At 66.5% G+C, this 26,774-nt stretch carries 21 protein-coding genes and 1 pseudogene; 9 read left to right on the top strand and 13 right to left on the bottom strand.

Going from position 1 to position 26,774, the window contains the following annotated elements; genetic code table 11:
• Positions 1-69 precede the first annotated feature (69 nt).
• Positions 70-294 (bottom strand): heavy-metal-associated domain-containing protein, encoded by a 225-nt coding sequence (locus QNO06_RS07465; RefSeq protein WP_227910926.1) that lies wholly within the window; start codon positions 292-294, stop codon positions 70-72.
• A 35-nt stretch (positions 295-329) separates the two neighbouring features.
• On the bottom strand, positions 330-695 hold the full coding sequence (locus QNO06_RS07460; protein ID WP_227910925.1) for a metal-sensitive transcriptional regulator: 366 nt from the start codon (positions 693-695) through the stop codon (positions 330-332).
• A 115-nt stretch (positions 696-810) separates the two neighbouring features.
• On the opposite strand from QNO06_RS07460, the gene QNO06_RS07455 reads away from it, so the two are divergent.
• Complete coding sequence (locus tag QNO06_RS07455; protein WP_227910924.1) at positions 811-1,500, top strand: metal-dependent transcriptional regulator; 690 nt, start codon at positions 811-813, stop codon at positions 1,498-1,500.
• 16 nt (positions 1,501-1,516) lie between these two features.
• Here QNO06_RS07455 and QNO06_RS07450 read toward each other — a convergent pair whose 3' ends face one another.
• From QNO06_RS07450 to QNO06_RS07435, 4 genes are all read right to left on the bottom strand, one after another.
• Positions 1,517-2,509 carry a GNAT family N-acetyltransferase gene (locus QNO06_RS07450; RefSeq protein ID WP_227910923.1) on the bottom strand — a complete coding sequence of 331 codons (993 nt, stop codon included), beginning with the start codon at positions 2,507-2,509 and terminating at the stop codon, positions 1,517-1,519.
• 28 nt (positions 2,510-2,537) lie between these two features.
• Positions 2,538-6,023, bottom strand: a complete 3,486-nt coding sequence (gene cydD, locus QNO06_RS07445) for a thiol reductant ABC exporter subunit CydD (RefSeq protein ID WP_227910922.1) — start codon at positions 6,021-6,023, stop codon at positions 2,538-2,540.
• On the bottom strand, positions 6,020-7,036 hold the full coding sequence (gene cydB / locus QNO06_RS07440; protein ID WP_227910921.1) for a cytochrome d ubiquinol oxidase subunit II: 1,017 nt from the start codon (positions 7,034-7,036) through the stop codon (positions 6,020-6,022). The genes cydD and cydB overlap by 4 nt, the downstream gene beginning before the upstream one ends.
• 114 nt (positions 7,037-7,150) lie before the next feature.
• The gene (locus QNO06_RS07435) at positions 7,151-8,752 is read right to left on the bottom strand and encodes a cytochrome ubiquinol oxidase subunit I (protein WP_227910920.1); all 1,602 of its coding nucleotides are present in this window, start codon (positions 8,750-8,752) and stop codon (positions 7,151-7,153) included.
• A 183-nt stretch (positions 8,753-8,935) separates the two neighbouring features.
• Here QNO06_RS07435 and QNO06_RS07430 point away from each other — a divergent pair, with 183 nt between their 5' ends.
• Both QNO06_RS07430 and QNO06_RS07425 read left to right on the top strand, forming a co-directional pair.
• The gene (locus QNO06_RS07430) at positions 8,936-9,301 is read left to right on the top strand and encodes a BlaI/MecI/CopY family transcriptional regulator (protein WP_227910919.1); all 366 of its coding nucleotides are present in this window, start codon (positions 8,936-8,938) and stop codon (positions 9,299-9,301) included.
• 17 nt (positions 9,302-9,318) lie between these two features.
• Positions 9,319-10,293: a M56 family metallopeptidase gene (locus QNO06_RS07425; protein WP_227910918.1), complete on the top strand. Its 975-nt coding sequence runs from the start codon at positions 9,319-9,321 to the stop codon at positions 10,291-10,293.
• Between the two features lie 25 nt (positions 10,294-10,318).
• Here QNO06_RS07425 and QNO06_RS07420 read toward each other — a convergent pair whose 3' ends face one another.
• Complete coding sequence (locus QNO06_RS07420) at positions 10,319-12,430, bottom strand: DNA gyrase/topoisomerase IV subunit B (RefSeq protein WP_227910917.1); 2,112 nt, start codon at positions 12,428-12,430, stop codon at positions 10,319-10,321.
• A gap of 272 nt (positions 12,431-12,702) precedes the next feature.
• Here QNO06_RS07420 and QNO06_RS07415 point away from each other — a divergent pair, with 272 nt between their 5' ends.
• Positions 12,703-12,924, top strand: a complete 222-nt coding sequence (locus QNO06_RS07415) for a DUF7455 domain-containing protein (RefSeq protein WP_227910916.1) — start codon at positions 12,703-12,705, stop codon at positions 12,922-12,924.
• A 192-nt stretch (positions 12,925-13,116) separates the two neighbouring features.
• On the opposite strand, the gene QNO06_RS07410 is transcribed toward QNO06_RS07415, so the two are convergent.
• From QNO06_RS07410 to QNO06_RS07385, 6 genes and pseudogenes are all read right to left on the bottom strand, one after another.
• Entirely contained in the window at positions 13,117-14,442 is a 1,326-nt protein-coding gene (locus tag QNO06_RS07410; RefSeq protein WP_227910915.1) for an RNA polymerase sigma factor, read from the bottom strand.
• Positions 14,443-14,848: 406 nt separating this feature from the next.
• Positions 14,849-16,261 carry a DUF4192 domain-containing protein gene (locus QNO06_RS07405; protein ID WP_227910914.1) on the bottom strand — a complete coding sequence of 471 codons (1,413 nt, stop codon included), beginning with the start codon at positions 16,259-16,261 and terminating at the stop codon, positions 14,849-14,851.
• 126 nt (positions 16,262-16,387) lie between these two features.
• Positions 16,388-17,143, bottom strand: a complete 756-nt coding sequence (locus QNO06_RS07400; RefSeq protein WP_227910913.1) for an ABC transporter permease — start codon at positions 17,141-17,143, stop codon at positions 16,388-16,390.
• A 10-nt stretch (positions 17,144-17,153) separates the two neighbouring features.
• Positions 17,154-17,924: an ABC transporter ATP-binding protein gene (locus QNO06_RS07395; protein WP_227910912.1), complete on the bottom strand. Its 771-nt coding sequence runs from the start codon at positions 17,922-17,924 to the stop codon at positions 17,154-17,156.
• A gap of 72 nt (positions 17,925-17,996) precedes the next feature.
• Entirely contained in the window at positions 17,997-19,346 is a 1,350-nt protein-coding gene (locus tag QNO06_RS07390) for an MFS transporter (protein ID WP_227910911.1), read from the bottom strand.
• Between the two features lie 216 nt (positions 19,347-19,562).
• Positions 19,563-20,456, bottom strand: a pseudogene (locus tag QNO06_RS07385) (proteasome assembly chaperone family protein); the annotation flags it as partial.
• 267 nt (positions 20,457-20,723) lie between these two features.
• On the opposite strand from QNO06_RS07385, the gene QNO06_RS07380 reads away from it, so the two are divergent.
• The 5 genes from QNO06_RS07380 (at position 20,724) to QNO06_RS07360 (ending at position 26,722) form a co-directional block, all read left to right on the top strand.
• Positions 20,724-22,253 carry a leucyl aminopeptidase gene (locus tag QNO06_RS07380; protein ID WP_227910910.1) on the top strand — a complete coding sequence of 510 codons (1,530 nt, stop codon included), beginning with the start codon at positions 20,724-20,726 and terminating at the stop codon, positions 22,251-22,253.
• A 189-nt stretch (positions 22,254-22,442) separates the two neighbouring features.
• Complete coding sequence (gene lpdA / locus QNO06_RS07375; protein ID WP_227910909.1) at positions 22,443-23,825, top strand: dihydrolipoyl dehydrogenase; 1,383 nt, start codon at positions 22,443-22,445, stop codon at positions 23,823-23,825.
• Between the two features lie 116 nt (positions 23,826-23,941).
• A complete protein-coding gene (sucB, locus tag QNO06_RS07370; RefSeq protein ID WP_227910908.1) occupies positions 23,942-25,714 on the top strand; it encodes a 2-oxoglutarate dehydrogenase, E2 component, dihydrolipoamide succinyltransferase in 1,773 nt (590 codons plus the stop codon).
• 153 nt (positions 25,715-25,867) lie between these two features.
• Positions 25,868-26,215 (top strand): hypothetical protein, encoded by a 348-nt coding sequence (locus tag QNO06_RS07365; RefSeq protein WP_227910907.1) that lies wholly within the window; start codon positions 25,868-25,870, stop codon positions 26,213-26,215.
• Between the two features lie 78 nt (positions 26,216-26,293).
• A complete protein-coding gene (locus QNO06_RS07360) occupies positions 26,294-26,722 on the top strand; it encodes an OsmC family protein (protein ID WP_227910906.1) in 429 nt (142 codons plus the stop codon).
• Positions 26,723-26,774: the final 52 nt, after the last annotated feature.

The raw sequence follows: 26,774 nt of genomic DNA, 5'->3' as shown, positions 1-26,774 counted from the left end.
TCCCTTCTGTTGCTTACTGCCGGCTGTCCGGGGCCGGATCCAGCGTTGGGCCGGGCCCGGGAACGGCTCCTAGGCCGTGGTTTCGACGACCATGTAGCCCGCTTCGGCTACCGCTTCGCCCAGTTCCGCCGGTGCCATCCTCCGGGTGGAGGTGACGGTGGCGGTGGAGACCCCGCCGGCGTTCAGGTCAACGGAGACCTCGCTGACGCCGTCGAGCGCTTTCAGTTCTTCCGTGACGGAGGCTACACAGTGGCCGCAGGTCATACCGGAGATGTTCAGTGTGGTGGTTTCCATATCCTTCTTCTTTCTTGGGTATTCTTCGGCGGACCCTAGCGCAGGAGCCGGCCGATCGCGTCGGCTGCTTCCTGCACCTTGGCCTGGACGAGTTCGGGGTTGCCGGTGCGCTCTGCTTCCTGCGCGGCATCCACCACGCAATGCGACATGTGATCCTGGACCAGCCCCAGGCTGACGGCATGCAGCGCCTTATTGATGGCGGCGACCTGCGTGAGGATGTCTATGCAGTACTTGTCTTCCTCCACCATCCGGGCGATGCCGCGGACCTGGCCCTCGACCCGCTTCAGCCGGCGCAGGTACGCAGCTTTATCGGAGGTGTATCCGTGCACTGCGGCCGGCGCCGCAACGCCTGCCGCTGCCGCCCCGGGTGTGTGCACGGCATGTCCGGTTGCTTCTGTCATGGTTCTCTCCCCTCGCTTTCCCCACCAAGGTATACCCCCAAGGGGTATAGGTCAAGTACCCCCTGGGGGTATTTGAGGGCCATTTTTCATGCAGGCCTTCCAGTAAGGTGGGACCGTGGCACCACACAGCGAACTTTCCACGGCTACCCAGGATTACCTGAAGGTCATCTGGACCGCACAGGAGTGGACGGACGAACCCCTGACGGTCTCCGCGTTGTCAGTCCACATGGGGTTTTCGCCGTCGTCCGTCTCCGAAGCGGTGAAAAAGCTTACGGCCCAAGGGCTCCTCACACATGCGCGCTACGGCTCCATTGCCCTGACCGCTGCCGGCGAGACGGCGGCCGTGGGCATGGTGCGGCGGCACCGGCTGATCGAGACGTTCCTGGTGGAGTACCTGGGCTACCGGTGGGACGAAGTCCACGACGAAGCCGAGCACCTGGAGCACGCGGTTTCGGACAAAATGGTGGACGCGTTATCCGCCCGGCTCGGCCACCCCGTCCGCGACCCCCATGGAGACCCGATTCCCGCCCGCGACGGCAGTTTCCCGGTATTGGATGCCCTGCGGCTCAGCCGCTGCGAGCCCGGGACGCGTGGCGTGGTGGCACGCGTGTCAGACAACGAACCGGAACTGCTGCGCTATATCGCCGGACTGGGACTGCACCTGGATACGGTGCTGACCGTCCTGGCGCGCCAGCCCTACGCCGGAACGCTCACCATCGAAGCGTGCGGGCGTCCCATGGAACTGGGCCTCCCCGCCGCCGAGGCGATATGGATCCAGACAACCCCGAAGCACACCCCGGCCTAGAGGGCACGGGCACGTCTTAGAGCACGGGTTTGTCGAAGACCACTTCGCGGTGCGTCGGACGGTAGCCAAGGCTTTCGTACAGGTCATGGGCGCCGGAGGGGTTCTCGGTGTCCACCCCCAGTCCGGCGTTGTCCATCCCGCCGTCGCGGAACCGGCGCATGGCTTCGCCCAGCATGGCCGGTGCCAGCTTGCGTCCGCGCCAGTTCCGTCGCACCCCAAGGAGCATGGTGTAGCCCTCTTTGTAGCCGTGGATGGACTGGCTCTCCGGGTCGAAGCTGGCCAGCTGGTATGCAGCGACTTCCCCGGTGCCGGAATCGATCACGGCGAAGCTCCAGTCCGGACGGAACTCGGGATGCCCAACGGTGAACGCCCAGCGTTCCTTGTTGCGCGGCTCGCTGCCCCAGTGGTCCTTGAACGCTTCATTATGCGCCCGGCGGATGGCGTCGGAATTCGCGGCGCTGAACGTTTGGAACTCCATGCCCGCCGGCAATTCGGCGTCCGGCAGGTCCGTGTGCAGCGGCCGGCTCATCTCCGTGAAGTACCGCACCACACGGGCGCCGGCGGACTCCAGCAGGGCAACGTGCGACGCGTTGGCTTCCTCGGCATAGGTCCGCAGCACACCGTGCTTGCGGTGCTCGCTGAGCAGCCGCTGCCGCAGGCGCGCTTCCTGCCAGCCGAACACGGCCGCGCCGATCCCGCGGCGGCGCCACTGCGGATCCACGCCGCCGAACCCGGACCCGGTTTCGGAGCCCGGGTTCAGCGCAATCCGCCCGTAGGCGCGTGCTGCCCCGTCTTTGTCCAGGCCAATCAGCGTGTCCAGCGCCGGGTCCCCGGAGGCGGTTTCCAGTGCCTGCTCCAGGTCCCGGCGGTCCTCCACCCAGCCCGGTCTGTCCGCCTCCGCCATCCGGCGGATTAGCGCATACCAGGCATCGACGTCGTCGGCTGCGATGGAGCGCCAGCGGAGACCGGTTTCCGGCCCTGGGACTGTGGGAAGGGAGGGCGTCTGCATCCATCCACCCTAGGACACCCCATAAGCGCTAGGACAGAAGCACAGCCCCTGCGCCCAGGCCGACCTCCCGTTCGCACCAGGCGGCATCTGCAGGGTTGTGGGTCACCACCACCACGGCCTTGCCCTGCAGGCCGGACTTCAGGTCCGCCATGAGCTGTTCCCCGGCCGCCGCGTCCAGGTGGGCCGTAGGCTCGTCCAGGAGCACGACGTCGGCCTCTGCAAGCAGTGCCCGCGCCACGGCGAGGCGCTGGCGCTGGCCGCCGGAGAGGAAATGTCCGCCGGCACCGATGGGCGTGTCCAGTCCTTCGGGCAGCGTCCGGAACAGCGGTCCAAGCCCGACGGCGCGCAGTGCCTCGACCATTTCGGCTTCGCTTGGCGCCAGGGCGCGGTCACGGGCCAGCAGAAGGTTTCCGCGCAGCGTGGAGTCGAAGAGGTGGGCCTCCTGCGGGCACCACGCCATGCGCCGGGCAGCGGGCGGCAGCGACTGCGCCTGCTGCCCGTTGATGGTGTATGACCCGCTTTGCGGTGTAAGGAACCCCAGCAGGACGCCCAGGAGCGTGGACTTGCCGCTGCCGGACGGGCCGGTGACAGCCACCCACTCCCCTGCCGATACCTCCAGGTCCACCCCGGCCAGGACATCGCGTGCAGCGCCCGGGTAGCGGTAACGGATGCCGTGCAGTTCCAGGTCCTGCACCGTGCCGAACCGGGCGCGCGCGGCCGCTTCGGCTTCGGTGGTGTCCTCCTCCACGTCATCGGTGCCCAGGTCCGGCAGCACCTTGTCCCCCAGCGTCCGCCAGGCGAAGAACTGCTGGATGGACCCGTTGACCGCAACAAAGGGTTCGATCAGGGCCAGCTGGACCAGGACCACCACGGCGGCCACTGTGGCCGGAGCCTCGCGGGCGGCACTGACCATGTAGAGCGCGCTCAGGGAGCAGGCGAGGGCGGTCAGGGCGTTGGCCAGCCCCTGTGCCCAGGCACTGCGCCGGACGGCTTTGGCCGCCGCCGCTTCGAGTTGTTCCTGGCGGGCCAGCACGGGTGCCGAGCTGGAGTTGGCTTCCAGGTCCCGAGCTGCGGAAAGCAGGCGGGCCATGCCGGACATGGACCGTGCCTGCAGGTTGACCGTGGCTGCCCGTGCTGCGCGGTCGGCGAGCAGTGCCAGCAGCGGAGCAACCAGCATTCCGACGACGCACAGCGCCACCTGCACCGCGAGGCCCTCAGGGACCAGCAGCCAGGTTGCCACGCAGGCTCCAGCCGCAGTGAGCAGTCCGGTCAGCGGCGCGAAGACGACCCGCGGCGCAATGTCCCGCAACTCGTCCACGTCGCCCACGAGCCGTTCCAGTGCACCGCCGCCGCGGGCCACGCGGCGCCAGCCTTCGGGCCGCTGCAGCAGGCCGTTCCACAGCCGTACGCGCAGGGTATTCGTGGCGCGGAAAACCGCGTCATGCAGGGAGAGCCGCTCCAGGTAGCGCAGCAGGGCACGGCCAATACCGAAGAACCGCACCCCCACAATCGCCATCATCAGGTACAGGATGGGCGGCTGCTCGCTGGCACGGACAATCAGCCAGGCAGACAGTGCCGTCAGGGTGACGGCGAACATGGTGGCGGCTGTGCCCAGGACCAGTGCCAGGACAAACTGCTTGCTCCACGGCCGCAGTACCAGCATGTTCTTCCACAGCGGCTGGTGGGCCGGGGCGGCTGCGTTCTCCGCTGCTGCCGTCATCGGCGCGACGGCGGTGGGTTCCGGCGACGGATCCGCCTGCAGGTCGGCGGTTCCGGTCAGCGACTTGGGCAGTTCCTCGGGCAGTGCCTCGGGCGCAGTCTCGAAGACCGTCTCGAACACCGCACCGCTGCCGGCGGGCTGCACCACGCCTGCGGGCGCATCCACGGGGATCAGGGTGTCCGCCACGGCGGCCGTTGCGGCGTCGTGCGCCACCAGGAGGACGGTAGCCCGGCCGCGCAGCCCGGCCAGCGCTGCACGGACAGCCGAAGCGCTGCGGACATCCAGGTGCGCAGTGGGTTCATCGGCCAGCAGCACCCGGACGCCGGGGACGGCGTCGATCCGGGCGAGGGCACGGGCCACGGCCACCCGGCGCTGCTCGCCGGGGCTGAGATCGGCGGTCGCGGCGTCCAGGAGGTGTCCGGCGTCGATTGCGTCCAGTGCGTCGCGGGCTGCGGCACGGGCGGGAGCGTCGGGACGGGTGGCGTCGCCGGCCGGCAGACCCGCGTACAGGGCAATTTCCCGGGCAACGGTGTCCTCCACGAGGACGGGATGCTGGGGTATCCAGGCCAGGGTGGAACGGTCAACGCCGTCAACGGATCCGCTGAGCCGGGTGTCCCCGCCGTCGCGGCGCAGCCCGGCCAGGGCCTCAAGCACCGACGTCTTGCCGGCACCGCTGGGGCCGGTCAGGGCCGCGATGGAGCCTGCGGGTACGGTGAAGCTCAGGTTCTCCACGGCCGGATGCGGGCGTCCCTCGTAACTGATGGTCAGGTTCCGGACCTGCAGGGGCGCGTGTCCGGGCACGGCGTTGCCCGGGGTTCCGGCCCCGGCGCCGCTCCCGGCAGCGGAAACCAGCGGACGGGCAGCCGGTGCGCGAAGCACGGCGTTGGTGCGGTTCAGCGCTTCCAATCCGTCTTCACTGGAGTGGTGCGCGGTACCCAGGTCACGCAGCGGTTGATAGCATTCGGGGGCCAGAATCAGGGCCAGCAGCCCCACTTCCAGCGGCATGCCGCCGTGCACCAGCCGCACGCCGATAAACACGGCCACCAGCGCCACGGAGATGGTGGCAATCAGCTCAAGGGCCAGGGAAGACATAAAAGCAACGCGCAGCGTGGCCAGCGTGGTGGTGCGGTAACGGTCGGCCACGTCCCGCAGGGCCCTGGTCTGGGCCTTGGCACGGCCAAGCCCCACCAGCACCGGCAGGCCCTTGGCCAGCTCCAGCATGTTGTCCGACAGCCGGTTCAGGGCATCCACGGCCGCGGCGGTCTTGTCCTGCGTATGCATGCCGATCAGGATCATGAACACCGGAATCAGGGGCACGGTCAGCACAACGATGAGCGCGCTGACCCAGTCCGCTGACAGGATGCGGATGCCTACCAGCAGGGGAACGACGGCACAGGTCACCAGTGCGGGCAGGTACTTGGAGTAGTAGTTGTCCAGGCCGTCGAGACCGCGCGTGAGCAGGACGCTCAAGGCGCCGCTGCCCATGCCGGGCACCGTGCCGCCGTCGGACAGCACGCGGGCGGAAAGCTGGCGGCGCAGTTCGTCCTTGACTCCGGCCGCTGCCCGCTGGGCTACGGTGTCCTGCCCCCACACCGCCAGGGAGCGGAGCACGGCACCGGCGGCACCGAGGAGCAGCATCCGGTTCCAGTCCGGGCCGCCGCCGGCCAAGCCGGCAATTCCACCGGCCACGGCGTCGGCCAGCAGGACCAGGCCGGCCGCCTTGACGGCGGCCAGCAGGCCAAGAAGATACAGCGCCCGCCGACTGGTGGCGCTGACCGGCAGGACGGGCTTCACTGCGACTTGAAGCTGTGGGCGGCCGGGATCGCTTCAGCGCTGACCCGCTTGCGGAAGACCCAGTAGGTCCAGCCCTGGTAGAGCACCACGACCGGCAGGCCGAATAGTGCCACCCAGCTCATGACCTTCAGGGCGTACGGGGATGCGGAGGCGTTCTCCACGGTCAGGTTCCAGGCGGCGTCCAGCGTGGAGGGCAGTACCACCGGGTACATGGCGGCGAAGATGGTGGCCGCACCGGCCACGAGGAAGACGCCGAGGCTGACGAAAGTCGCCCCGTCGCGGCCGCGCCGGGCAAAGATCCAGGCGAGCAGTGCACCCACCACGGCCACTACCAGCAGGGGAAGCGTCGAGGCCTTGCCGTTCATGAACTGGACAATGATCGCCCAGGCAGCCAGCGGGAGGATGCCCAGCGGCAGCCAGTGCAGGACCACCTTGCGGGAACGTTCGCGGATCTCGCCGTCGGTCTTGAGCATCAGGAACGCGCAGGCGTGAATCAGGCAGAACGCCACAACGGCCACTCCGCCCAGCACGGCGTACGGGGTCAGCCAGGCGAAGGCCCCGCCCACCCGGTCGCCGTTCTCGTTCAGCGGCAGGCCGGTGGTGGTCAGCCCAAGCGCGGCCCCCACGCCGAAGGCGGCCACGAGCGAACCCAGGGCCATCCCCCAGTCCCACCGGTTGCGCCAGCTGTCACTGTCATGCTTGCCGCGGTACTCGATGGAGACCGCCCGGAAAATCAGGCCCATCAGCACAAAGACCAGCGGGATGTACAGCGCGGAGAACAGCGAGGCGTACCACATGGGGAACGCGGCGAACGTCATCGCGCCCACGGTGATCAGCCACACCTCGTTGCCGTCCCACACCGGGCCGATGGTGTTCAGCAGCACGCGGCGTTCCTTCTCGTCGCGGGCCATCAGCTTCATAAGCATGCCCACGCCCAGGTCGAAGCCTTCGAGGAAGAGGTAGCCGACCCACAGGAAGGCAATCACGATAAACCAGAACAACGGTAGCGACATTACAACAGAGCTCCAGGGATGCCGGCGGCCGGCAGGGTTGAAAGGAAGCCGGACAGGGTCGGGGTGGATCCGGTCCCGCAGGTGCGGGACCGGATCCGGCCGGTCCGGAAGGTCTTAGTAGGCAAAGTCGAGGACATCGGACTTCGCCTTTCCGGGCGTGCCGTCCGGGTCCATGCCCGGGGAGTTGAGGCCGCCGGTGTCGCCGTCGTCGTTGCCCAGCAGGTCCGGCATGGCAGCCGGGACGCCGCCGCGGACGAACTTGAACAGCAGCCGGACCTCAACCACCAGCAGTGCCAGGTAGACCACGGTGAACGCGATGACGGAGAAGAGCAGTTCGCCCATACTTACGCCCGGTGAGACGGCAGCCGCGGTGAACATAAAGACGCCGTCGGTGCCGGTGGGATTCGGTGCCACCACAAACGGCTGGCGTCCCATCTCGGTGAAGATCCAGCCGGCGCTGTTGGCGCCGAACGGCGCCAGGATGCCGAACACGGCCAGGCGCATCAGCCACTTCGACTCGGGCACGGTGCCCTTGCGGACCACCCAGAGGGCGAAGGCCGCAGCGACTGCTGCGATGCCGCCGAAGCCGATCATGATGCGGAAGCCCCAGTAGGTGACGGCGAAGTTCGGTGTGTAGTCGATCTCCGCGCCCGAGTTGGAGCCGTAGATTTCGTTGTCCGGCAGGTGGGTGCCGTAGTCGTCCTGGTACTGGTCCAGGAGGGTGTTCACGCCCCGGATCTCGGTGTCGAAGTCGCCGTTGGCCAGGAAGGAGAGCATGCCGGGGATCTCGAGGAGCGTGTCCACGTCCTCGCAGTTTGCAGCGCCGGGGTCCCCGACGGAGAGGACGGAGAAGCCGGTACCGTCGTGGCAGGCAGCTTCAGCCGCAGCCATCTTCATGGGCTGCTGCTCGAACATGAGCTTGCCCTGCAGGTCGCCGCTGACGGCCACGCCGGCGAAGGCGACGACGGCGACGGCGGCGCCCACGCGCAACGAGCGGAGCCAGACGGCGTGGTCGGTTTTGTCGCGGCCGATTTCGGGCCGTTCGCCAACTACTACGTTGCCCTTGCTGTCCACGGTGTCGATGCCGTCACGGCGCCGCTTCCAGAGGTGGTACCAGGAGATGCCGAGCAGGAAGCCGCCGGCTACGGCGAAGGCACCGAAGACGGTGTGCGGGAAGGCCACCAGCAGGGTGTTGTTGGTCAGGACGGCCCAGATGTCATTCATGACCGGGCGACCGTCGACCATTTCCACGCCCACGGGGTGCTGCATCCAGGAGTTGGCGGCCAGGATGAAGTAGGCCGAAAGCATCGAGGCAAGCGTGGTGATCCAGATGCTCGCCAGGTGGATTTTCTTCGGCAGACGCTTCCAGCCGAAGACCCATAGTCCCAGGAACACAGACTCGGTAAAGAAGGCGAGCAGCGATTCCAGGGCCAGCGGGGCGCCGAAGACGTCACCGACGAAACGGCTGTACTCGCTCCACGCCATGCCGAACTGGAATTCCTGCACCAGGCCGGTGGCCAGGCCGAGGATGAAGTTGATGAGGAAGAGCTTGCCCCAGAACTTGGTCATCCTGAGGTACTGCTCTTTGCCGGTACGTACCCAGGCCGTCTGCAATGCTGCGACCACGATGCCCAGGCCAATGGTCAGCGGCACCATAAGGAAGTGGTAGACGGTGGTGATGCCAAACTGCCACCGGGCGATATCCAGTGCTTCCACGCGATTTGTCCTTCAATAGTTCGACGACTTCTACAGGACGTAGAAGACTGACTTCTACACAGCGTAGAACATCGCCGCAAAGATTTCTACGTGATGTAGAACCACAGGCCGAAACGCGGTACATTGGTAGGTCTGGACTGAACTATCGGCTGAGGCCGGGACTGAATAACGAGAAGGATGCACATGGCTACGCTGGGTGACCTGGAACGCGCAATGATGGACCTCCTGTGGGAGTCGCCCGAAGCAGCCACGGCCAACGAGCTGCGGGAAAAACTGGCGCAGCGCGAGGAATCCGCCGACGGCAGGGGCCTGGCAGTGACTACTGTGCTGACCGTCCTTTCGCGCTTGGAGAAAAAATCCCTGGTACGCCGCGAGCGGGACATCCGGCCGCACCGCTACCGGGCAGTGACCACGCGTGCAGAACACACCGCCGAACTGATGCACGAGGCCCTGGGTACCGCCAACGACCGTGAAGCCGTCCTGGCCCGGTTTGTCGGCTCGGTCTCCGACACCGAAGCCGAGATGCTCCGCAGGTTGCTCGGCGCCTAGGCAGCGGCACCAACAGAGTGTTCTGGGCTTCCTACGCACTGGCCGCGCTGGCGATTATCCTGGCGTGGCCCGTGCCCATTCTCCTCTCGCGGGCAAAGTGGCCCGCGCGCTCCCCCTTCACGGCCATGGTCCTGTGGCAGGCCATAGCCCTCGCCGGCGGACTGTCGATGATCGGCGCCATGCTGACCTGGGGCCTGGAACCGCTGGGCAACAACTTGCTGGACGGGCTGCAGGGCCTCTGGGCCATCCTGGTGGCCGGCGCCCCGGCGAGCGAACTCGGCTTGGTCCACGTGTTCGCCCTCAGCGCCGCATCTTTGTTGAGCGCCCATTTGGTCTTTACCCTGCTGCTGACCTGGTACCGCATTCTCCGCGGCCGGCGGCGGCACCGGGACATGCTGAACCTGCTCAGCTCCCCCTCCTCGGACGCACCGGCCACCTTGGTGATCCAGCACCCCACGCCGGTGGCCTACTGCCTGCCCGGCGGCGCACGCTCGGTCACCGTCCTGTCCGACGGGCTGCTGAACATGCTCTCCGAGGATGAGCTTTCCGCCGTCCTGACCCATGAGCGGGCGCATCTGGCTCAGCACCACCACCTGCTGCTGTGGGCGTTCGCGGCCTGGCGCGCGGCGCTGCCGTGGCTGCCGACCTCACTGATGGCGCAGCGGTCGGTCAACGAACTGATCGAAATGCTCGCAGATGATGAGGCGCTGCGGAAGGTGGACCGGCTAACCCTGGTGCGTTCGGTTGCCATAGTGGGTTCCGGCAGCCCCGCACCTGGCCGGGAGACGCCGGCAGCGCCGGCGTCCAACTCTCCGGCTGCCCTGGGCGGCCCGGACTTCCAGGAACCGCTGGGCACAGCCGGCAGGCTCAGCCGGCTGCTGACGCCGCAGCCGCCGCTCCCGCGCTGGCAGCAGGTGTGCGTGCTGTGCCTCTCGGTCCTGCTGCTGGCCGTCCCGACCACACTGCTGATCGCTCCGGGCCTGCTGGACTAAGTCCCTGCCCCGACCCGGCGCACCGCTAGGCGTCGATGCGGTCCCGGTCCAGCATGGCTGCGCCTGCAATGATGAAGTCCTTGCGCGGGGCAACGTCGCTTCCCATCAGCAGTTCGAAGGCGTGCTCCGCTGCTGCAGCCTCCGAGATCCGTACCCGGCGCAGGGTACGGTGCCGGGGGTCCATGGTGGTTTCCGCCAGCTGGCCGGCATCCATTTCGCCCAGTCCCTTGTACCGCTGGATGGGCTCCTTGTACCGCTTGCCCTCCTTTTCAAGGCTTGCCAGGACCTGGTGCAGTTCCTTCTCGCTGTAGGTGTAGACCATCTCGTTGCTCTTGGAACCCGCGTTGATGACCTCCACCCGGTGCAGCGGCGGAACCGCCGCGTACACACGTCCGGCTTCGACCAGCGGACGCATGTAGCGGAAGAACAGGGTCAGCAGCAGCGTACGGATGTGCGCGCCGTCGACGTCGGCGTCCGTCATGAAAATGACTTTGCCGTACCGTGCCGCGTCCAACTGGAAGCTGCGGCCGGAGCCGGCGCCCACTACCTGGATCAGGGCGGCGCACTCGGCGTTGGAGAGCATGTCCGCCACGGACGCCTTCTGCACGTTCAGGATCTTGCCGCGGATGGGCAGCAGCGCCTGGTAGTCCGAGGACCGCGCCAGCTTGGCGGTGCCCAGGGCGCTGTCGCCCTCGACGATGAAGAGTTCGGAGCGCTCCTGGTCATCGATCCGGCAGTCCGCCAGTTTGGCGGGCATGGTGGAGGTCTCCAGCGCGTTCTTGCGGCGCTGGGTTTCCTTGTGCACGCGGGCAGAGATTCTCGACTTCATCTCCGCCACCACCTTTTCCAGCAGCTGCGCGGACTGGGTCTTGTCCGCACGCGCCGTGGAGTTCAGCCGGGCGGTGATTTCCTTCTCCACCACCTTGGTGACGATGGCACGGACCGCGGAGGTGCCCAGGATTTCCTTTGTCTGGCCCTCGAACTGCGGTTCGGCCAGCCGGACCGTCAGCACCGCGGTCAGTCCGGCGAAGACATCGTCCTTTTCGATCTTGTCGTTGCCCGCCTTCAGCTTGCGGGCATTGGCTTCGATGACCTTGCGGAAGGTCTTGAGCAGGCCCTGCTCAAAGCCGGTCTGGTGGGTGCCGCCCTTGGGCGTGGCAATGATGTTGACGAAGGACCGGATGTTGGTTTCGTATCCGATGCCCCACCGCAGGGCAATGTCCACTTCGCACTCGCGCTCGATCTCGGTGATCCTGCTGTGCCCGCTGTCGTCCAGCACAGGCACTGATTCCTTGAACTTGCCCGTGCCGTGGAGGCGCCAGATGTCCGTCACGGCGGCGTCGGCCGCCAGGTAGTCGACAAATTCCGCAATGCCGCCGTCGTGGTGGAAGACCTCTTCCACCGGACCGTTCTCGCCCGGGGTACCGGGCAGCCGGCGCTCGTCGCGGAGGGTGATGCGCAGACCGGGCACCAGGAAGGAGGTCTGGCGGGCACGGGACTGCAGCTCGGTGTAGGAGAACTTGGCGTCCGGGGTGAAGATCTGCCGGTCCGCCCAGTACCGGATCCGCGTGCCGGTGACGCCGCGTTTGGCCTTGCCCACCACTTCCAGGGGCGAACTTTCCGGGGACGGGGTGAATTTCGCCTCCGGTGCGGGGTTCTTGCCGGTGTCGGCAAAGTGCCCGGGCTCGCCGCGGCGGAAAGCCATCTGGTAGGTCTTGCCGGCACGGTCCACCTGGACGTCCAACCGCGAGGACAGGGCGTTGACCACGCTGGCGCCGACGCCGTGCAGGCCGCCGGAGGCAGCGTAGGAGCCGCCGCCGAACTTGCCGCCGGCATGGAGCTTGGTGAATACCACTTCGACGCCGGAGAGCCCGGTTTTCGGTTCAATGTCCACCGGGATGCCGCGTCCGTCGTCGTGGATCTCCACGGAGCCGTCCGGGTGCAGGATCACTTTGATGCTTTGGCCAAACCCGGCCAGTGCCTCATCCACGGAGTTGTCGATGATTTCCCAGAGGCAGTGCATAAGGCCGCGGGAATCCGTGGAACCGATGTACATACCCGGACGCTTGCGGACAGCTTCGAGCCCTTCCAAGACGGAGAGGTGCCGGGCTGTGTAGTTCGAACTTGGGGGCGCCACGTGCGATGAAACTCCTTGGTATCGGCCGCTGGCCAACAAACGGATCAATGTAGACGGATCAGTGTCAAACGGATCAATGTCCGGGAACAACCCGGACTCCTACAAGGTTAATCCCCGGCGGTGACAGAACCTGTCAGCGACTCAGCAGCAGTGAGACTGCCCACACCGCCCCGGCCAAATGGTACGCGCAGAGCGAAAGGCGGCCGAACCTGCCATGGCTGGGCCGGCAAAGATGGTTATATGAAGTATCAACACCCTTGAGGAGGCAACTCATGACAGCAGCAGTAGCAACCCGTGAGCTGAACAGCCTGGACCGCTGCGATCGTTGCGGCGCACAGGCATACGTACGTGCCGTACTGGAATCCTCCGGTGGGGAACTGCTTTTCTGCGGACACCACGCACGGGCGGTCGAGGCAAACCTTCGCCCGCTCACTTCGGAATGGCAGGATGAAACCGCTCGCCTGAACGAGAAGGCGCCGGTTCCTGCGGAGTAATTACCGGCAGAACCACCGCTGCAGCGTCCGCGCAGGTGCGGGCAGCGCGTACCAAGCTTGAAGAAGTCCCCTTCCAACCGGAAGGGGACTTCTTTTGCTATGTGCACATGTGCCCCGGGCTTAAACACAGCGGCACCCCGTCCGCCGGAGCGTAACGGAGTGCCGGCTGCCGGGACGAGCCCGCAGTGTCTTTTAGTCCAGGTAATCCCGCAGGACCTGGGACCGCGACGGGTGGCGCAGCTTGGACATGGTCTTGGATTCGATCTGGCGGATGCGTTCGCGGGTAACCCCGTACACCTTGCCGATTTCGTCCAGGGTCTTGGGCTGGCCGTCGGTCAGGCCGAAACGCATGGCAACTACGCCGGCTTCACGCTCGGAGAGCGTGTCCAGAACCGAGTGCAGCTGCTCCTGCAGGAGCGTGAAGCTCACGGCGTCGGCGGGGACAACAGCTTCGGAATCCTCAATGAGGTCACCGAACTCGGAGTCGCCGTCTTCACCCAGCGGGGTGTGCAGGGAGATCGGCTCGCGGCCGTACTTCTGCACTTCCACAACCTTTTCAGGGGTCATGTCCAGTTCCAGGGCCAGTTCTTCCGGAGCGGGCTCGCGGCCCAGGTCCTGGAGCATCTGGCGCTGCACGCGGGCCAGCTTGTTGATGACCTCCACCATGTGCACCGGAATACGGATGGTGCGGGCCTGGTCGGCCATGGCACGGGTGATGGCCTGGCGGATCCACCAGGTGGCGTACGTGGAGAACTTGAAGCCCTTGGTGTAGTCGAACTTCTCGACCGCACGGATCAGGCCCAGGTTGCCTTCCTGGATCAGGTCAAGGAAGAGCATGCCGCGGCCGGTGTACCGCTTGGCCAGGGAGACCACCAGGCGGAGGTTGGCTTCGAGGAGGTGGTTCTTGGCACGCTTTCCGTCGTGGGACACCCACTGCAGCTCACGCTTGAGCTTGGGGTCCATCTGCTTCTCAGCCGGCAGAAGCTCATCGGCGGCAAGCTTTTCGTCAGCAAACAGGCCGGCTTCGATCCGCAGTGCGAGGTCAACTTCCTGCTCGGCGTTCAGCAGGGCAACCTTGCCGATCTGCTTCAGGTAGTCCTTGACCGGATCGGCAGTGGCACCGGCGGACACAACCTGCTGTGCAGGGGCATCGTCGTCGTCGGCGTCGGAGTACACAAAACCGGACCCTGTGGGTGCGGCATCGGCTGCGGGATCGGCAGCTTCGACGGCGTCAGCGTCGGGTTCGACGTCGGCCGGCTCGTCGTGCAGCTCGTCCTCGGCTTCCGACTTGGCACCCTTGGCCGGCTTTGCCGTTTTGGTGGAGGTCTTTCGACCTGCGGCCGCTGTGCCGGCCTTTGCCGGTGCCTTCTTGGCAGCAGGCTTGCGGGCCGTCTTGGCAGCGGTCTTTTCGCCGGAAGCGGGCTCCTTGACGGCCGTCACGGAGGGGGCGTCAGCTGCGGCAGTGCGCTTTTGTGCAGTGTCAGTCTCTTCGACTGCAGTTGTCTTTCTCGGCGACACAGAAAACCTTTCATACGGCGGGTTGTGGCACCGCCATTGGGGGCAACACCACTATGACCCTGTCAAGTCCGTGCTTCAATCCAAGTGATGTCAGCTCGGCATGTTCTTGGTAGAACACGCAGCGCCGGTGTTTTGTTCCGTCCGCCACATGGGCTGGCAGTTCAAAGGACACTTGATACACGAACCCGACCGGGTCTCGGTTCCCATTGTCGCACGTTTTCCGTCCTGCCACAGCACCGGTGCGGGCATCCGCAGCTACGGCACGGGGCTTGCGCATCATGCAGTCCCGTTCCGGCGCGGCCCTTCTCCATCCGCAGCCCGGACTCCCGTTCGCCGCCGTCCCCCGCTCCCGGAGCCGTCACATTTGCATGCTCCACTGCTCTCAACACTCCCCCGGCTACCCCTGTTACCCCGGTTCCCCCGGCCATGAGCCGGCCCGGGAGCGGGCCCAGTCCGGCAGGACACCGGTTCCCAGTAGTTCCCGCAGCAGCAGCGCCAGCCGGTAGCCCGGCGACTCGTCCAAAGCGTGCTGCAGGAAAACATCAGAGCGGGATCCGCGTCCGCGGGCCCATTCGATCCACGCCAAGAGACAGAGCAGCGCCGCTTTTGGGTCTCCTGCGGCCACCGGAACAAGGTCCCTGAACACCGCGTAGGTTCGGTCCAGCAGGTTCCAATCCGGGACCGTCGGGCTCGTGCCCACCAGGATGTTCCGAAAATCCGCTGCTGCCGTTGGTCGCCCCTCTGCCCGGCCCATGTCCTGCCCGGCAAAGGGCACGGGTGCAAGCGTCCCGTGGGCCCGTGTTCCCCGCAGCGGCTCGGAAGGCAAAGGCTCCGAATGCAGCGGCTCCGAAGGCAGTGCAGGCGCCGGGAATACCGGCGGCTGCGCCTGCCGGGAGGTGAGGCCGTTGGCTTCCGCCCCGGCCAGGGCAGCCTGGGCGCCGGCCGCGCCCAAAACCAGCAGCGTGTCCCGGACGGAGCGGTCCTGCAGGCTTGCCAGCAGGAAACCAGCCAGTTCCGGGTCCTCCCGCAGCCGGGTTGCGACGGCAGGGGCGGAGTCTCCGGCAGGGGCCGGGTCTCCGGAGCCCGCAAGACCCGGGTCAGCACTGCCCGGGTCTGCACTGCCCGATCCGGCGCCGTCGGTTTCGGTGGCCTTTGCCCAGAGCAGCAGTGTTCCGCGGAACTGCGCCTTTCCGTTCCATTGCCCGCCGACCAGTGCCGTGAAACGCTCCTGGGCCTCGGCCACCTGCTCGTGGTTGCCCCACGGCGGCGGAAAGGACTCCCCTACCGCGTTCTCCAAGGAGGAGGCGTACGCACTCCCGCGGTACACGAGTTCGGTGTTGAGCATGCTGTCGGCGATTTGTTGCCGAGGTGTCCCGGGCCAGGGACAGCAGTGGGGCCGGACACAGAAATAGTTGCGCCAGGTGTCCGGCCCCACCAGCCACCCGTCCTGCAGCGGGATGCCGGCGGCACCGAATTCCTTCGCCATGCGCCGGATCAGGGACCGGTATGGTGCGTGCGCGGGCTGGATCCAGGGCTCATCGGTATACATGGCCAGCAGGACCCCGTCGGCACGCGGGTCCGAAGCCATGAACCGGCAGGCATTGAGCGCATATGCGGCGCTGGTGCCGGGCTTGAGGCCCCGCGCAGGCGGCAGGTCGAGGCGCAGGGTTGCGCCGAGCCGGTTGCCGCATAGCGCGAGCAGCACCAGTGAGTTCCGTGGTTCGAAGCCCAAGGTGTGCGGAATCAGGCTAAGGATGTCTGCCGGGGCGCAGACGCGGTATGGGTTCTGCGGGGTGCCGGCGGCCGGTTCTGTGCTCATGCCGCAAGGCTTCCTGCGTGCACAAATCCGTAACAGCGCCTGCCCGGCGGCTGTGTACACACGGCCGGCAGGCCGCCTTCAGTCCCGCCGGTGGAGGAAGAGTGATCCGCAGCCGAAGGTGCCCGGTCAGTTCCAGCGGAAAACCTTCGCGGCCACCACGGCAGATGGAACGGTCCAGCCGAGCATCACCAGGAAGGGAAAGGCCGTAACCGACCCGCCGTACCAGGCAGCGGTAAGCGCCTGGGTCATGGCACCGAGCGGGGTAAAGGCCGCTATCTGGCGGATACCCTCCGGCATCAACGGTCCGGGCGTCCACAGTCCGGCAGTGAACATACACGCCATGAAGACCAGGAACCCGATACCGTAGGCCGTCTGCGAGGTCCCGGCGAGGGCAGCGATGAGAGATCCCACCGCCATCATGGCGGCGGTTCCGAAGGCAAGGATCAGGACAACCAGCGGGATGCTGCTCGGCATCAGGCTGTCAAAAGCCACCCGGGCAAGCAGCATGGCCAGGGTCACTGCCACCGCCAGCGAAGCGGCGCTGATGATCCACTGGGAAAACAGGATCCGGTGTGCACCCACGGGCGTCACCCCCAGCCGGCGCAGCACTCCGGTCTCACGGTAACCGCTGATGGCGGAGGGATAGTTGGTCACCGCCACACTGGACAGTGCCACCGCAAGGGCCAGGGGAACCAGCAGGTCGATGGGGCGGAGGCTGGCATAGAGGGGATCGCTTCCACCCATCGGCGCCGTCGTCCCGGGCATTACGAACCCCTGCAGCAGCAGGATGGCCGAGGGAAGGATCAAAGCCATGAAAATGCTCACCGGATTGCGCAGGTAAAGCTTCGCTTCAGCGGATGTCAGGGCTCCGAGCGTGCGCATGGCCGTGCCTTCACTCTCCTGCAGGCTGTTCGATAAATGCCAGGTAAGCGTCCTCAAGGGAGCCGGCACCGCCGTCGTTCCCGCCGGACGCCGAAAGAAGTTCCTGCGGCGTCCCGACGAACCGTGTCCGGCCGGCATCGATGATGGCGAGGCGGTCGCAGAGACGCTCGACGTCGTCGAGGTAGTGGGTGACCAGCAGGACCGTGATGCCGCCGTCCTTCACCCGTTGAATCAGCTGCCGGACATCGCGCCGGCCCTGCGGGTCCAGTCCCGTGGTCAGCTCGTCGAAAACCACCACATCCGGATTGCCAATCAGGGCAAGGGCAATCGAGAGGCGCTGCTTCTGTCCGCCGGACAACTTGGCGAAGGGACGCTTCCGGTGTTTGTCGAGCCCCACCGTGCGCAGCAGGTCCGTCACGTCCGCCGGAGCAGGATAAAAGGCGGCGAACAGGCGCAGCGCTTCCTCTACCCGCAGGGCAGGGGGCAGGGCCGCGGACTGGAGCTGGTAGCCCACCCGTTCCCGCACTGCCGCCCGGTCTGCGGCGGGATCCACTCCCAGGACGCTGATGTGCCCGGCGTCCGGCCGCAGCGCACCCGTAACGCACTCCACTGTGGTTGTCTTGCCGGCCCCGTTGGGTCCGAGGATTCCGAACGTTTCGCCGGCTGCTACCGAGAACGTAACGTCCTCCAAAGCGGTCACTCCGCGGAAGCCCTTGGCCAGTCCGCGGACATCCACTACTGCAGCGGCCACTGTGCCGCCCAGGGCCTGTGCACCGGTCATGCCGCTCATTGTGGACACCGGCCAGCACCGGGTCAAGGGTGCAGCGGGCAGGCCGGCACGGCGAAGCGCCGGTTAGCGCCGGCCGTCACCGCCGGCAGTCCCCCGGCGTTCTTCCCGGCGGCGCTGGCGCTCCCGGGCCAGGGCTGCGCGCAGCGGCGGCAGCGGCGAGCCGGCGTCGGCCAGCCGGGAGCGGATCTTTGCGCGCGTGCGCAGGATGCCGAGCACGCCCACGGCCATCACGGCGAACTGGACGGCCAGCGCGATCCGGAACGAGCCCAGGGCGTACAGGTCTCCGCCGGAGAACCCGTTGCTGTTCAGCACGTCCAGCACCACGCCAATCAGGTACATGCTGACCAGGGAGGCAATAAAGCCGCCGATGTTCACAATTCCGGTGGCGGTCCCGAGCCGGTGGCTGGGGTTGTAGGTCCGCGCAAAATCGAAACCGATCATTGATCCGGGGCCGCCGACGGCGAGCAGGGCGACCAGGAGCGCCAGCAGCCACAGCGGCGCCGGACCCGGATACAGCAGCACGGCGAGCCAGCCCAGGGCCATGGCGCCGGCGATCAGCAGGACCATGGTGGACCGGCGCAGGGGATGCCGTCCGACCCAGGAACCCATCCACGGGCCGCAGACAATGGCCACCACCACAAAGAAGGTCATCAGCCCCGAGGCGACCGCAGGCGCCACGCCTTCGGCGCTGACCAGGTACGGGAAGCCCCACATCATCACGAACACGGTGCCCGGGAACTGCACCGTGTAGTGGGTCCACATGCCGAGCCGGGTGCCGGGCTGGGCGAAGGCTTCGGACAGGGACGTGCCGGTCTGGCGGAGCGGCAGCGGTACGGGCGCTTCACCGCCGTCGGGCCGGTTCCGCACACATGCCAAGGTGAGCACCAGCGCCAGCAGGGACAGGGAAGCGGCGGATACAAAGGCGGTGCTCCACCCGAAGCGGTGCAGCACAAAGGCAAAAGGAATGGCGCTGGCAACTTGGCCCAGCTGCCCCACGATGCCCGTGTACTGGGTGAGAACCGGGATTTTTCGGCCGGAGAACCAGGCCGGCAGCAGGCGCAGCACCGAGATAAAGGTCAGCGCGTCCCCGGCTCCCACCAGGGAGCGGCCGAGGATGCCCGCGCCTACCGACTCGGCGGCCGCAAGCTGGAATTGCCCGGCCGACATCAGGGCGGCACCGGCCGCGATCAGCATCCGGGGACCGAAGCGGTCCACCAGCACGCCCACCGGAATCTGCAGCCCGGCGTACACCAGCAGCTGCACCACGGTGAAAACGGACAGCACGGAGGCTGTGGCGGAGAACCGCTCGGTGGCTTCCAGCCCGGCGACGCCGAAGGAGGTGCGCTGGGTGACGGCCACCATGTAGGCGAAAACGCCTACTCCCCAGACGAGCCAGGCCCGTTTTCCGTTCATCGGCCGGCCCGCTTCGGGCAGGCCTGCCGCAGGCTAGGCCTGGTCCCGGTGCCCTTCGGCGTCGTTATCGCTCCGGCCCTGATCCGTGCCCTCCGTGGCATGCGGTGCATTCTCCTGATCTGCGCGTCGGTCATCTTGGGTGTTCATCGCCCCGTCCGTGCCGGGGTGCTGGGTCTCCGGCCACAGGGCTTCGGATTCCTCTTCGGCCTGCGGGCTGGCCAGGTAGGCCTCCACAGCGGCACCGATTTCGTCGGCGTTGGCCAGTTCATCGTTGTCCTTGACCAGCAGGGAACGCGTGACGATGCTTTCGGTGTACTGGTCGTAGCGCTTCTCCAGGGTAGCCACCACGCCCTTGACCTCGGCGGAGGCCTCCACCTGCTCGGTGATCTGGCGCTCGACGTCGCGCCCGGCTTCGCGTAGCCGGTCAGTGGGCAGCACCAGCGAGGCGGCAGCGCCCAGGTACTCCAGGCCGGCGACGGCGGCGGGCGGGAACTCGGCCTCGGCGAGGTAATGCGGTACGTGGACCACCTGGCCGACGACGTCGACGCCGGCGTCGGTGAGCCGGATTTCGAGCACGTGCCCGACGGCGGCCTGTATCTGGGCAATCGGGGTCCAGGAACTGATGCCCTCCACCAGGTCGGGACGGTTCCCGTGGGTAGTGACCCCGATGGGGCGGGTGTGCGGGACGGGCATCGGAATGGAGTGGACCCAGCAGACCAGTTCCACCTCGAAGAGATCGACCAGGTGCAGCACAGCGGCGGCGAAGCGTTCCCACTGCAGGTCCGGCTCGAACCCGGTCAGGAAGAGGAACGGCTCCCCCAGCCCGTCGTACATCCGGTACAGCTCAAGCCGCGGCGGTTCATAGTCGCTTAGGTGGTCTTCGATGAAGGAGATCTGCGGCCGGCGATTCCGGTAGTCGATCAGCTGGTCGGCGTCGAAGGTAGCCACCAGGTCATAATCCAGGGCGTCGAAGAGTTCGTCACGGATCTGGCTGACCACATGACCGGCCTCGGCGAAACCGGTAAAGCCGGCCAGAAGCTTCAGTCCGTGGAGGTCCGCGGAGTCCGCCACCTCAGGATTCAAATTAAACAGGGTCAACGGATCAAGCATGTCTTACCCCTCCCGGCGGCTCGTTCCAAAGCGGTTGGCCCAGCATGCCGGCCCGCATCCTGCGGTATCAGCCCTGCTGCGCCCCTTACTCAAGGGTAAACGCACGCAGGTACCCGATTCATTCCGCACCGCGCCCCGGCGCTGCGCCCCTGCGCGCACGCCCGGACACCATGCTCCGGCGCGCAACGTTGCGCGCCGGCACACGGCAAGAGACTACGATCGGTCTGGTAACGGCAAAGCAACACAGAAACGTGAGGAAGCAGCTTCGTGAACAAAGCCAGTGAGCCCAGCCTGTCGGCAGTAGCCAAGGACGGGCGGAAAGTCTCCGCCAACGCCCTCGTAGTCGGCGTTGGCCAGACCCCCGACGGTCCCGTCCTGATCGAGAGCCCGCTTTCCCCCAAGGCCACCGCTGCCCTGGCTGCTTCGCTGCCCATGCTCGGCGTCACCGGTGCCGCCGACCAGGTCCACCGCCTGCCCGGACTGCCCGAAGTTGATGCGGACATGCTCGTCCTCACCGGCCTGGGTGCCGTGTCCCCCGGTGTCGCCATCTCGGAAGAGACCCTGCGCCGGGCTGCCGGTTCGGCTGTCCGCCAGATTGCCGGCACCGCCTCAGTAGCCCTGGCCCTTCCGGCCGGCACGGTGGCGGACGCCGCCGCCGTCGCCGAAGGCGCCCTGTTCGGCGCCTACAGCTTCACCGAGCACCGCAGCGCCGCCACCGCCGAGAAGGTCTCCGCTCCGGTTTCGGCGATCACCGTGATCACGGCCGCCGCTGATGACAAGGCACTCAAACCCGCCCTCGAGCGCGCCCGTATCCTCGGCAAGGCCGTGAACGCCACCCGCACCCTGGTCAACCAGCCGCCCAGCCACCTCTACCCGGAAACCTTCGCCGCCGCAGCCAAGGACCTGGCGAAGTCCCTGCCGGTGAAGGTCACCGTGTTCGATGAAAAGAAGCTTGAACGCGAGGGCTTCGGCGGCATCCTGGGCGTCGGCAAGGGCTCCGCCCGCCCGCCGCGCATGGTCAAGCTCGAGTACTCGCCGCTGCGCCCGAAGGCCAAGCTCGCCCTGGTGGGCAAGGGCATCACCTTTGACTCCGGCGGACTGTCCCTGAAGCCGGCCGCCGGCATGCAGGCGATGAAGTCGGACATGGGCGGCGCGGCCGTAGTGCTCAACGCCCTCCTGGCCATCGCCGAACTCGGCCTGCCGGTCAAGGTCACGTCCTGGCTGTGCATTGCCGAGAACATGCCCTCGGGCACCGCCCAGCGGCCCTCCGATGTGATGACCACCTACGGCGGCCGCACCGTTGAGGTCCTGAACACCGACGCCGAAGGCCGGCTCGTGATGGCCGACGGCCTGGTTGCCGCCAGCGAAGAAGGCCCCGACGTCATCATCGACGTCGCCACCCTCACCGGTGCGCAGATGATCGCGCTGGGCAACCGGGTCTCGGCAGTGATGGGTGAAGAAGGTGTCCGCGACGCCGTCAAGGCTGCAGCGGACCGCTCCGGCGAGCTGTTCTGGCCGATGCCCATTCCGGAGGAACTGCGTGCCAGCCTGGATTCTCAGGTGGCTGACATTGCCAACCACGGCGAGCGTTTCGGCGGCATGATGACCGCCGCCACGTTCCTGCGCGAATTCGTGGGCGAAGTCAACGGCACCAAGATCCCCTGGGCCCACCTGGACATTGCCGGCCCCGCCTTCAACGAGGGCGCTCCGTACGGGTACGTCCCGAAGGAGGGCACCGGCGTCGCCGTCCGCACCCTGGTCGCCTACGCGGAAGACGTGGTCGCCCGCGCTTCATAGCATCCGATCCGGTTCCGTGAAACGGAACTGACGTTTGTTGCTGGTGTTTCTCATTACACTTCGCCCCCTACCGCCTGTCCCCAAGTGGATGCAGGTGGTAGGGGGCGATAGGGTGAGACCTGATCACAAACGCCCAAATACTCATCGGCGCGCATGGGCGCGTCAACGATTACGCGAGGGAGCGTCCAAGTGGCCGATAAGGCAGCTGCGCAAGAGTTCGACATCCTGATCCTCGGCGGAGGCAGTGGCGGCTACGCCGCAGCTCTGCGCTCCGTGGAGCTGGGATTCTCCGTAGGTCTCATTGAAAAGGGGAAGCTGGGCGGGACCTGCCTTCACAACGGCTGCATCCCCACAAAGGCGCTCCTGCACTCCGCGGAGATCGCCGAGAACGCCAAGACGGCCTCCAAGTACGGCATCAACGCCACCTTCGACTCCATCGACATGACGGCGGTGAACTCCTACAAGGACAACATCATTGCGGGCAAGTTCCGCGGCCTGCAGGGCCTGATCAAGTCCAAGGGCATCACCGTCATTGAGGGTGAAGGCAAGCTCACCAGCGAAAAGACCATTGAGGTCAACGGCCAGACCTACACGGGCAAGAACATCATCCTGGCCACCGGTTCCTACTCCCGTTCACTGCCGGGCCTGGAAATCGGCGGCAAGGTCATCACCTCCGACCAGGCCCTGAAGATGGACACCGTGCCCAAGCGCGCGGTCATCCTTGGCGGCGGCGTCATCGGCGTCGAGTTCGCCTCCGTATGGAACTCCTTCGGCGTGGACGTCACCATCGTGGAGGGCCTGCCCTCCCTGGTCCCCAACGAAGACGCAGCCATCATCAAGCAGCTCGAACGTGCCTACAAGAAGCGTGGCATCAAGTTCAGCACCGGCATCTTCTTCGACAACGTCCAGCAGAACGACGATGGCGTCGTCGTCACGCTGGCCGACGGCACCAAGTACGAAGCGGATCTGCTGCTCGTGGCCGTGGGCCGAGGCCCGGTTACCGCCAACCTGGGCTACGAGGAAGCGGGCCTGACCATGGACCGGGGCTTCGTCATCACCAACGAGCGCCTGCACACCGGCGTCGGCAACGTCTACGCCGTGGGCGATATTGTCCCCGGCCTGCAGCTGGCCCACCGCGGCTTCCAGCAGGGCATCTTCGTGGCCGAAGAGATCGCCGGCCTGAAGCCCGTTGTCGTCGAAGACGTCAACATCCCCAAGGTCACCTACTGCGAGCCGGAAATCGCCTCCGTCGGCCTGACCGAAGCCAAGGCCAAGGACAAGTTCGGCGCCGAAAACGTCGAGGTCCAGGAATACAACCTGGCCGGCAACGGCAAGACCTCCATCCTCGGCTCCTCCGGCCTGATCAAGATGGTCCGCGAGAAGGACGGCCCCATTGTCGGCGTCCACATGATCGGCGGCCGCATCGGCGAGCAGATCGGCGAGGCCCAGCTGATCGTTAACTGGGAGGCGTACCCTGAGGATATTGCCAGCCTGATCCACGCCCACCCGACGCAGAACGAAGCGTTGGGCGAGGCAGCCATGGCCTTGGCCGGCAAGCCCCTTCACGGTTAATACCTAAGATTCACTCCCCCGGCGCAGACGGAGCACCGGATGCGCCGGGGAATTCATCACCAGCACCAGCGGTACGGCTGGTCACAAAAGATCTAATAAGGAGAAACGGGGACAATATGTCTGAAACCGTGAACTTACCCGCCCTTGGTGAAAGCGTCACCGAAGGCACCGTCACCCGCTGGCTGAAGAACGTCGGCGACCGCGTTGAGGTCGACGAGCCCCTGCTCGAGGTGTCCACCGATAAGGTCGACACGGAGATCCCCTCCCCCGTGGCCGGTGTGATCGAGGAAATCCTCGTTGCCGAAGACGAGACCGCAGAGGTCGGCGCCGCGCTTGTGCGCATCGGCGACGGTTCCGGCTCCGATTCCCAGCAGGACGACGGCGGCAGCGCCGCCAACCAGGAAGCCCCCGCGCAGGAAGCCCCGGCTGAAGAGGCTCCTGCCCCCGCAGCCGAAGAGGTTCCCGCTGCCGACGAAGGTTCCTCCGCCGGCTCCGGCGACGGCACCGAGGTCACCCTGCCCGCACTGGGCGAGTCCGTCACCGAAGGCACCGTCACCCGCTGGCTGAAGGCCGTGGGCGACGACGTCGAGATGGACGAGCCGCTGCTTGAGGTGTCCACCGACAAGGTCGACACTGAGATTCCCTCCCCCGTGGCCGGAAAGCTGCTGGAGATCCGGGTCAATGAAGATGACACCGCTGAGGTTGGCGCCGTACTCGCCGTTATCGGTTCCGGTGCGGGCGCTCCCGCCAAGGCCGAGCCGAAGGAAGCCGAGCCGGTAGCGGCCGCTTCCAAGGACGAGCGCGAAGCGCCGGCTGTTGAGCCGGAGAAGCAGGAAGCTCCCAAGCAGGAAGCGCCGAAGCAGGAATCTCCCAAGCAGGAGGCCCCCAAGGCTGAAGCACCGAAGCAGGAATCTCCCAAGGCTGAGGCTTCCAACGACGGCGGCACCTACGTGACTCCGCTGGTGCGCAAGCTCGCCAACGAGCACGGCGTGGACCTGTCCACGCTGAAGGGTTCCGGCGTCGCCGGCCGCATCCGCAAGCAGGATGTCCTCGAAGCCGCCGAAGCAAAGAAGTCCGCCGCCCCGCAGCCCGCTGCAGCGCCGGCGTCGTCCTCCGCCGCTTCTGACAAGGCAGCCCCGGCGAAGATCAGCGACGAAAGCGCGAAGCTGCGCGGCACCACGGTCAAGGCACCGCGGATCCGCCAGACCATCGCCCGCCGCATGGTCGAATCCCTGCAGGTCTCGGCCCAGCTGACCCAGGTCCAGGAAGTGGACATGACGCGCATCGCTAAGCTGCGCGCCTCGGCCAAGAACTCCTTCCTGGAGCAGAACGGCGCCAAGCTCACCTTCCTGCCCTTCATCGCCAAGGCTGTTACCGAGGCACTGAAGCAGCACCCGAAGCTGAACGCGTCCTACGATTCTGACGCCCAGCAGATCACATACCACGACGCCGAACACCTGGCGATTGCGGTGGATACCGAGAAGGGCCTGCTGGTTCCCGTCATCGCGGATGCCGGCGACCTGAACATTGCCGGCCTTGCCAAGCGCATCGGCGATGTCGGATCGCGCACCAAGGCCGGAAAGATCGGACCGGATGAGCTTTCCGGCGGAACCTTCACCATCACCAACATCGGTTCCGTGGGTGCCCTGTTCGACACCCCGATCATCAACCAGCCGCAGGTAGGCATCCTGGGCACCGGCGCCATCGTGAAGCGTCCCGTTGTCCTGACCGACGCCGAGGGCAACGACACCATTGCCATCCGCTCCATGATGTACCTGTCCCTGTCCTACGACCACCGCCTGGTGGACGGCGCTGACGCAGGCCGGTTCCTGCAGACGCTGAAGGCACGCCTGGAAGAGGGCAACTTCGAGGCCGACCTGGGCCTCTAGGTTCCAGCCCGAACGGCCGCAGGGCGCTCTCCCGTACGGGAGGGCGCCCTGCGTCGTTAAGGCCGCCGCACTTTCTCTACATGTTGTAGAAAAGTTACGGCGGCGCTGCGTGATCGGGCCGTTGTGCTGACAGTGCGTCAGTAAACTGGAAGCATGGATATCCTTCAAAGCTTCCTTGTTTTCCTGCACATCCTCGGTGCGGCCATCATCGTTGGCCTGTGGTTCGCGCGGATCAAGAACCCGACGGTGCTGCCGGGCCAGTTCCACGGCGCACTGCTCCAGCTGGTCACCGGACTGGCCCTGGTGGCCATCGCCGAGGCGGGCGACGGCGACGTCAACCACCTGAAGATCGGCATCAAGCTCCTGATCGCCCTGGTCATTGCCGTGCTCGCGTTCATCGGCCAGCGCCGCTACAAGAAGGATGAGCCCGTCTCCGCCGGCCTGGCCAACAGCGTCGGCATCCTCACGATCGTCAACATCGCCCTCGCCACCATGTGGTAGTCCGCACACCAGCGGAAATAGGATGGGATGGCGCCGGTTTCCACCGGCCCCATCCCATCACTGCTTAAGGAGCCCCCCATGGCTACAGTCCGCTCAGCCCACACCGTTTGGAACGGCGACCTCTTCAACGGCAAGGGCGATGTAACCCTCGACAGCTCCGGTTTGGGTACCTACGACGTCACGTGGAAGGCCCGTGCCGAGGAGGCCAACGGAAAAACCAGCCCGGAGGAACTCATTGCCGCGGCCCATTCGGCCTGCTTCTCCATGGCCTTCAGCAATGCGCTGGCCGAGGCGGGCAAGACCGCCGAGCGGATCTCGACTTCCGCCGATGTCACCTTCGTCCCGGGCACCGGCATCACCGGCAGCCACCTGACGGTCACCGCCGTGGTCCCCGGTCTGACCGCCGAGCAGTTCGATGACCTCGCCGAATCCGCAAAGACCGGCTGTCCCGTCTCGCAGGCCCTGGCAGGAATCGACATCACCATGGACGCCACCCTGGAGTCCTAGGCCTCCCACATCCCAGGCATCAAGGCCCGGACCGCGATTGCTGCGGTCCGGG

Source organism: Arthrobacter sp. zg-Y20 (assembly GCF_030142075.1).
Classification (GTDB): Bacteria; Actinomycetota; Actinomycetes; order Actinomycetales; family Micrococcaceae; genus Arthrobacter_B.
This window is presented reverse-complemented; position numbering and strand designations above follow the sequence as displayed.

Coding starts and splice junctions, on each gene's coding strand:
- QNO06_RS07400 (WP_227910913.1), bottom strand. CDS start 17,143: ATGCGCACGCTCGGAGCCCTGACATCCGCTGAAGCGAAGCTTTACCTG.
- QNO06_RS07460 (WP_227910925.1), bottom strand. CDS start 695: ATGACAGAAGCAACCGGACATGCCGTGCACACACCCGGGGCGGCAGCG.
- QNO06_RS07360 (WP_227910906.1), top strand. CDS start 26,294: ATGGCTACAGTCCGCTCAGCCCACACCGTTTGGAACGGCGACCTCTTC.
- sucB (WP_227910908.1), top strand. CDS start 23,942: ATGTCTGAAACCGTGAACTTACCCGCCCTTGGTGAAAGCGTCACCGAA.
- QNO06_RS07415 (WP_227910916.1), top strand. CDS start 12,703: ATGACAGCAGCAGTAGCAACCCGTGAGCTGAACAGCCTGGACCGCTGC.
- QNO06_RS07365 (WP_227910907.1), top strand. CDS start 25,868: ATGGATATCCTTCAAAGCTTCCTTGTTTTCCTGCACATCCTCGGTGCG.
- QNO06_RS07405 (WP_227910914.1), bottom strand. CDS start 16,261: ATGAGCACAGAACCGGCCGCCGGCACCCCGCAGAACCCATACCGCGTC.
- QNO06_RS07430 (WP_227910919.1), top strand. CDS start 8,936: ATGGCTACGCTGGGTGACCTGGAACGCGCAATGATGGACCTCCTGTGG.
- QNO06_RS07450 (WP_227910923.1), bottom strand. CDS start 2,509: ATGCAGACGCCCTCCCTTCCCACAGTCCCAGGGCCGGAAACCGGTCTC.
- QNO06_RS07465 (WP_227910926.1), bottom strand. CDS start 294: ATGGAAACCACCACACTGAACATCTCCGGTATGACCTGCGGCCACTGT.
- QNO06_RS07395 (WP_227910912.1), bottom strand. CDS start 17,924: ATGACCGGTGCACAGGCCCTGGGCGGCACAGTGGCCGCTGCAGTAGTG.
- cydB (WP_227910921.1), bottom strand. CDS start 7,036: ATGTCGCTACCGTTGTTCTGGTTTATCGTGATTGCCTTCCTGTGGGTC.
- QNO06_RS07390 (WP_227910911.1), bottom strand. CDS start 19,346: ATGAACGGAAAACGGGCCTGGCTCGTCTGGGGAGTAGGCGTTTTCGCC.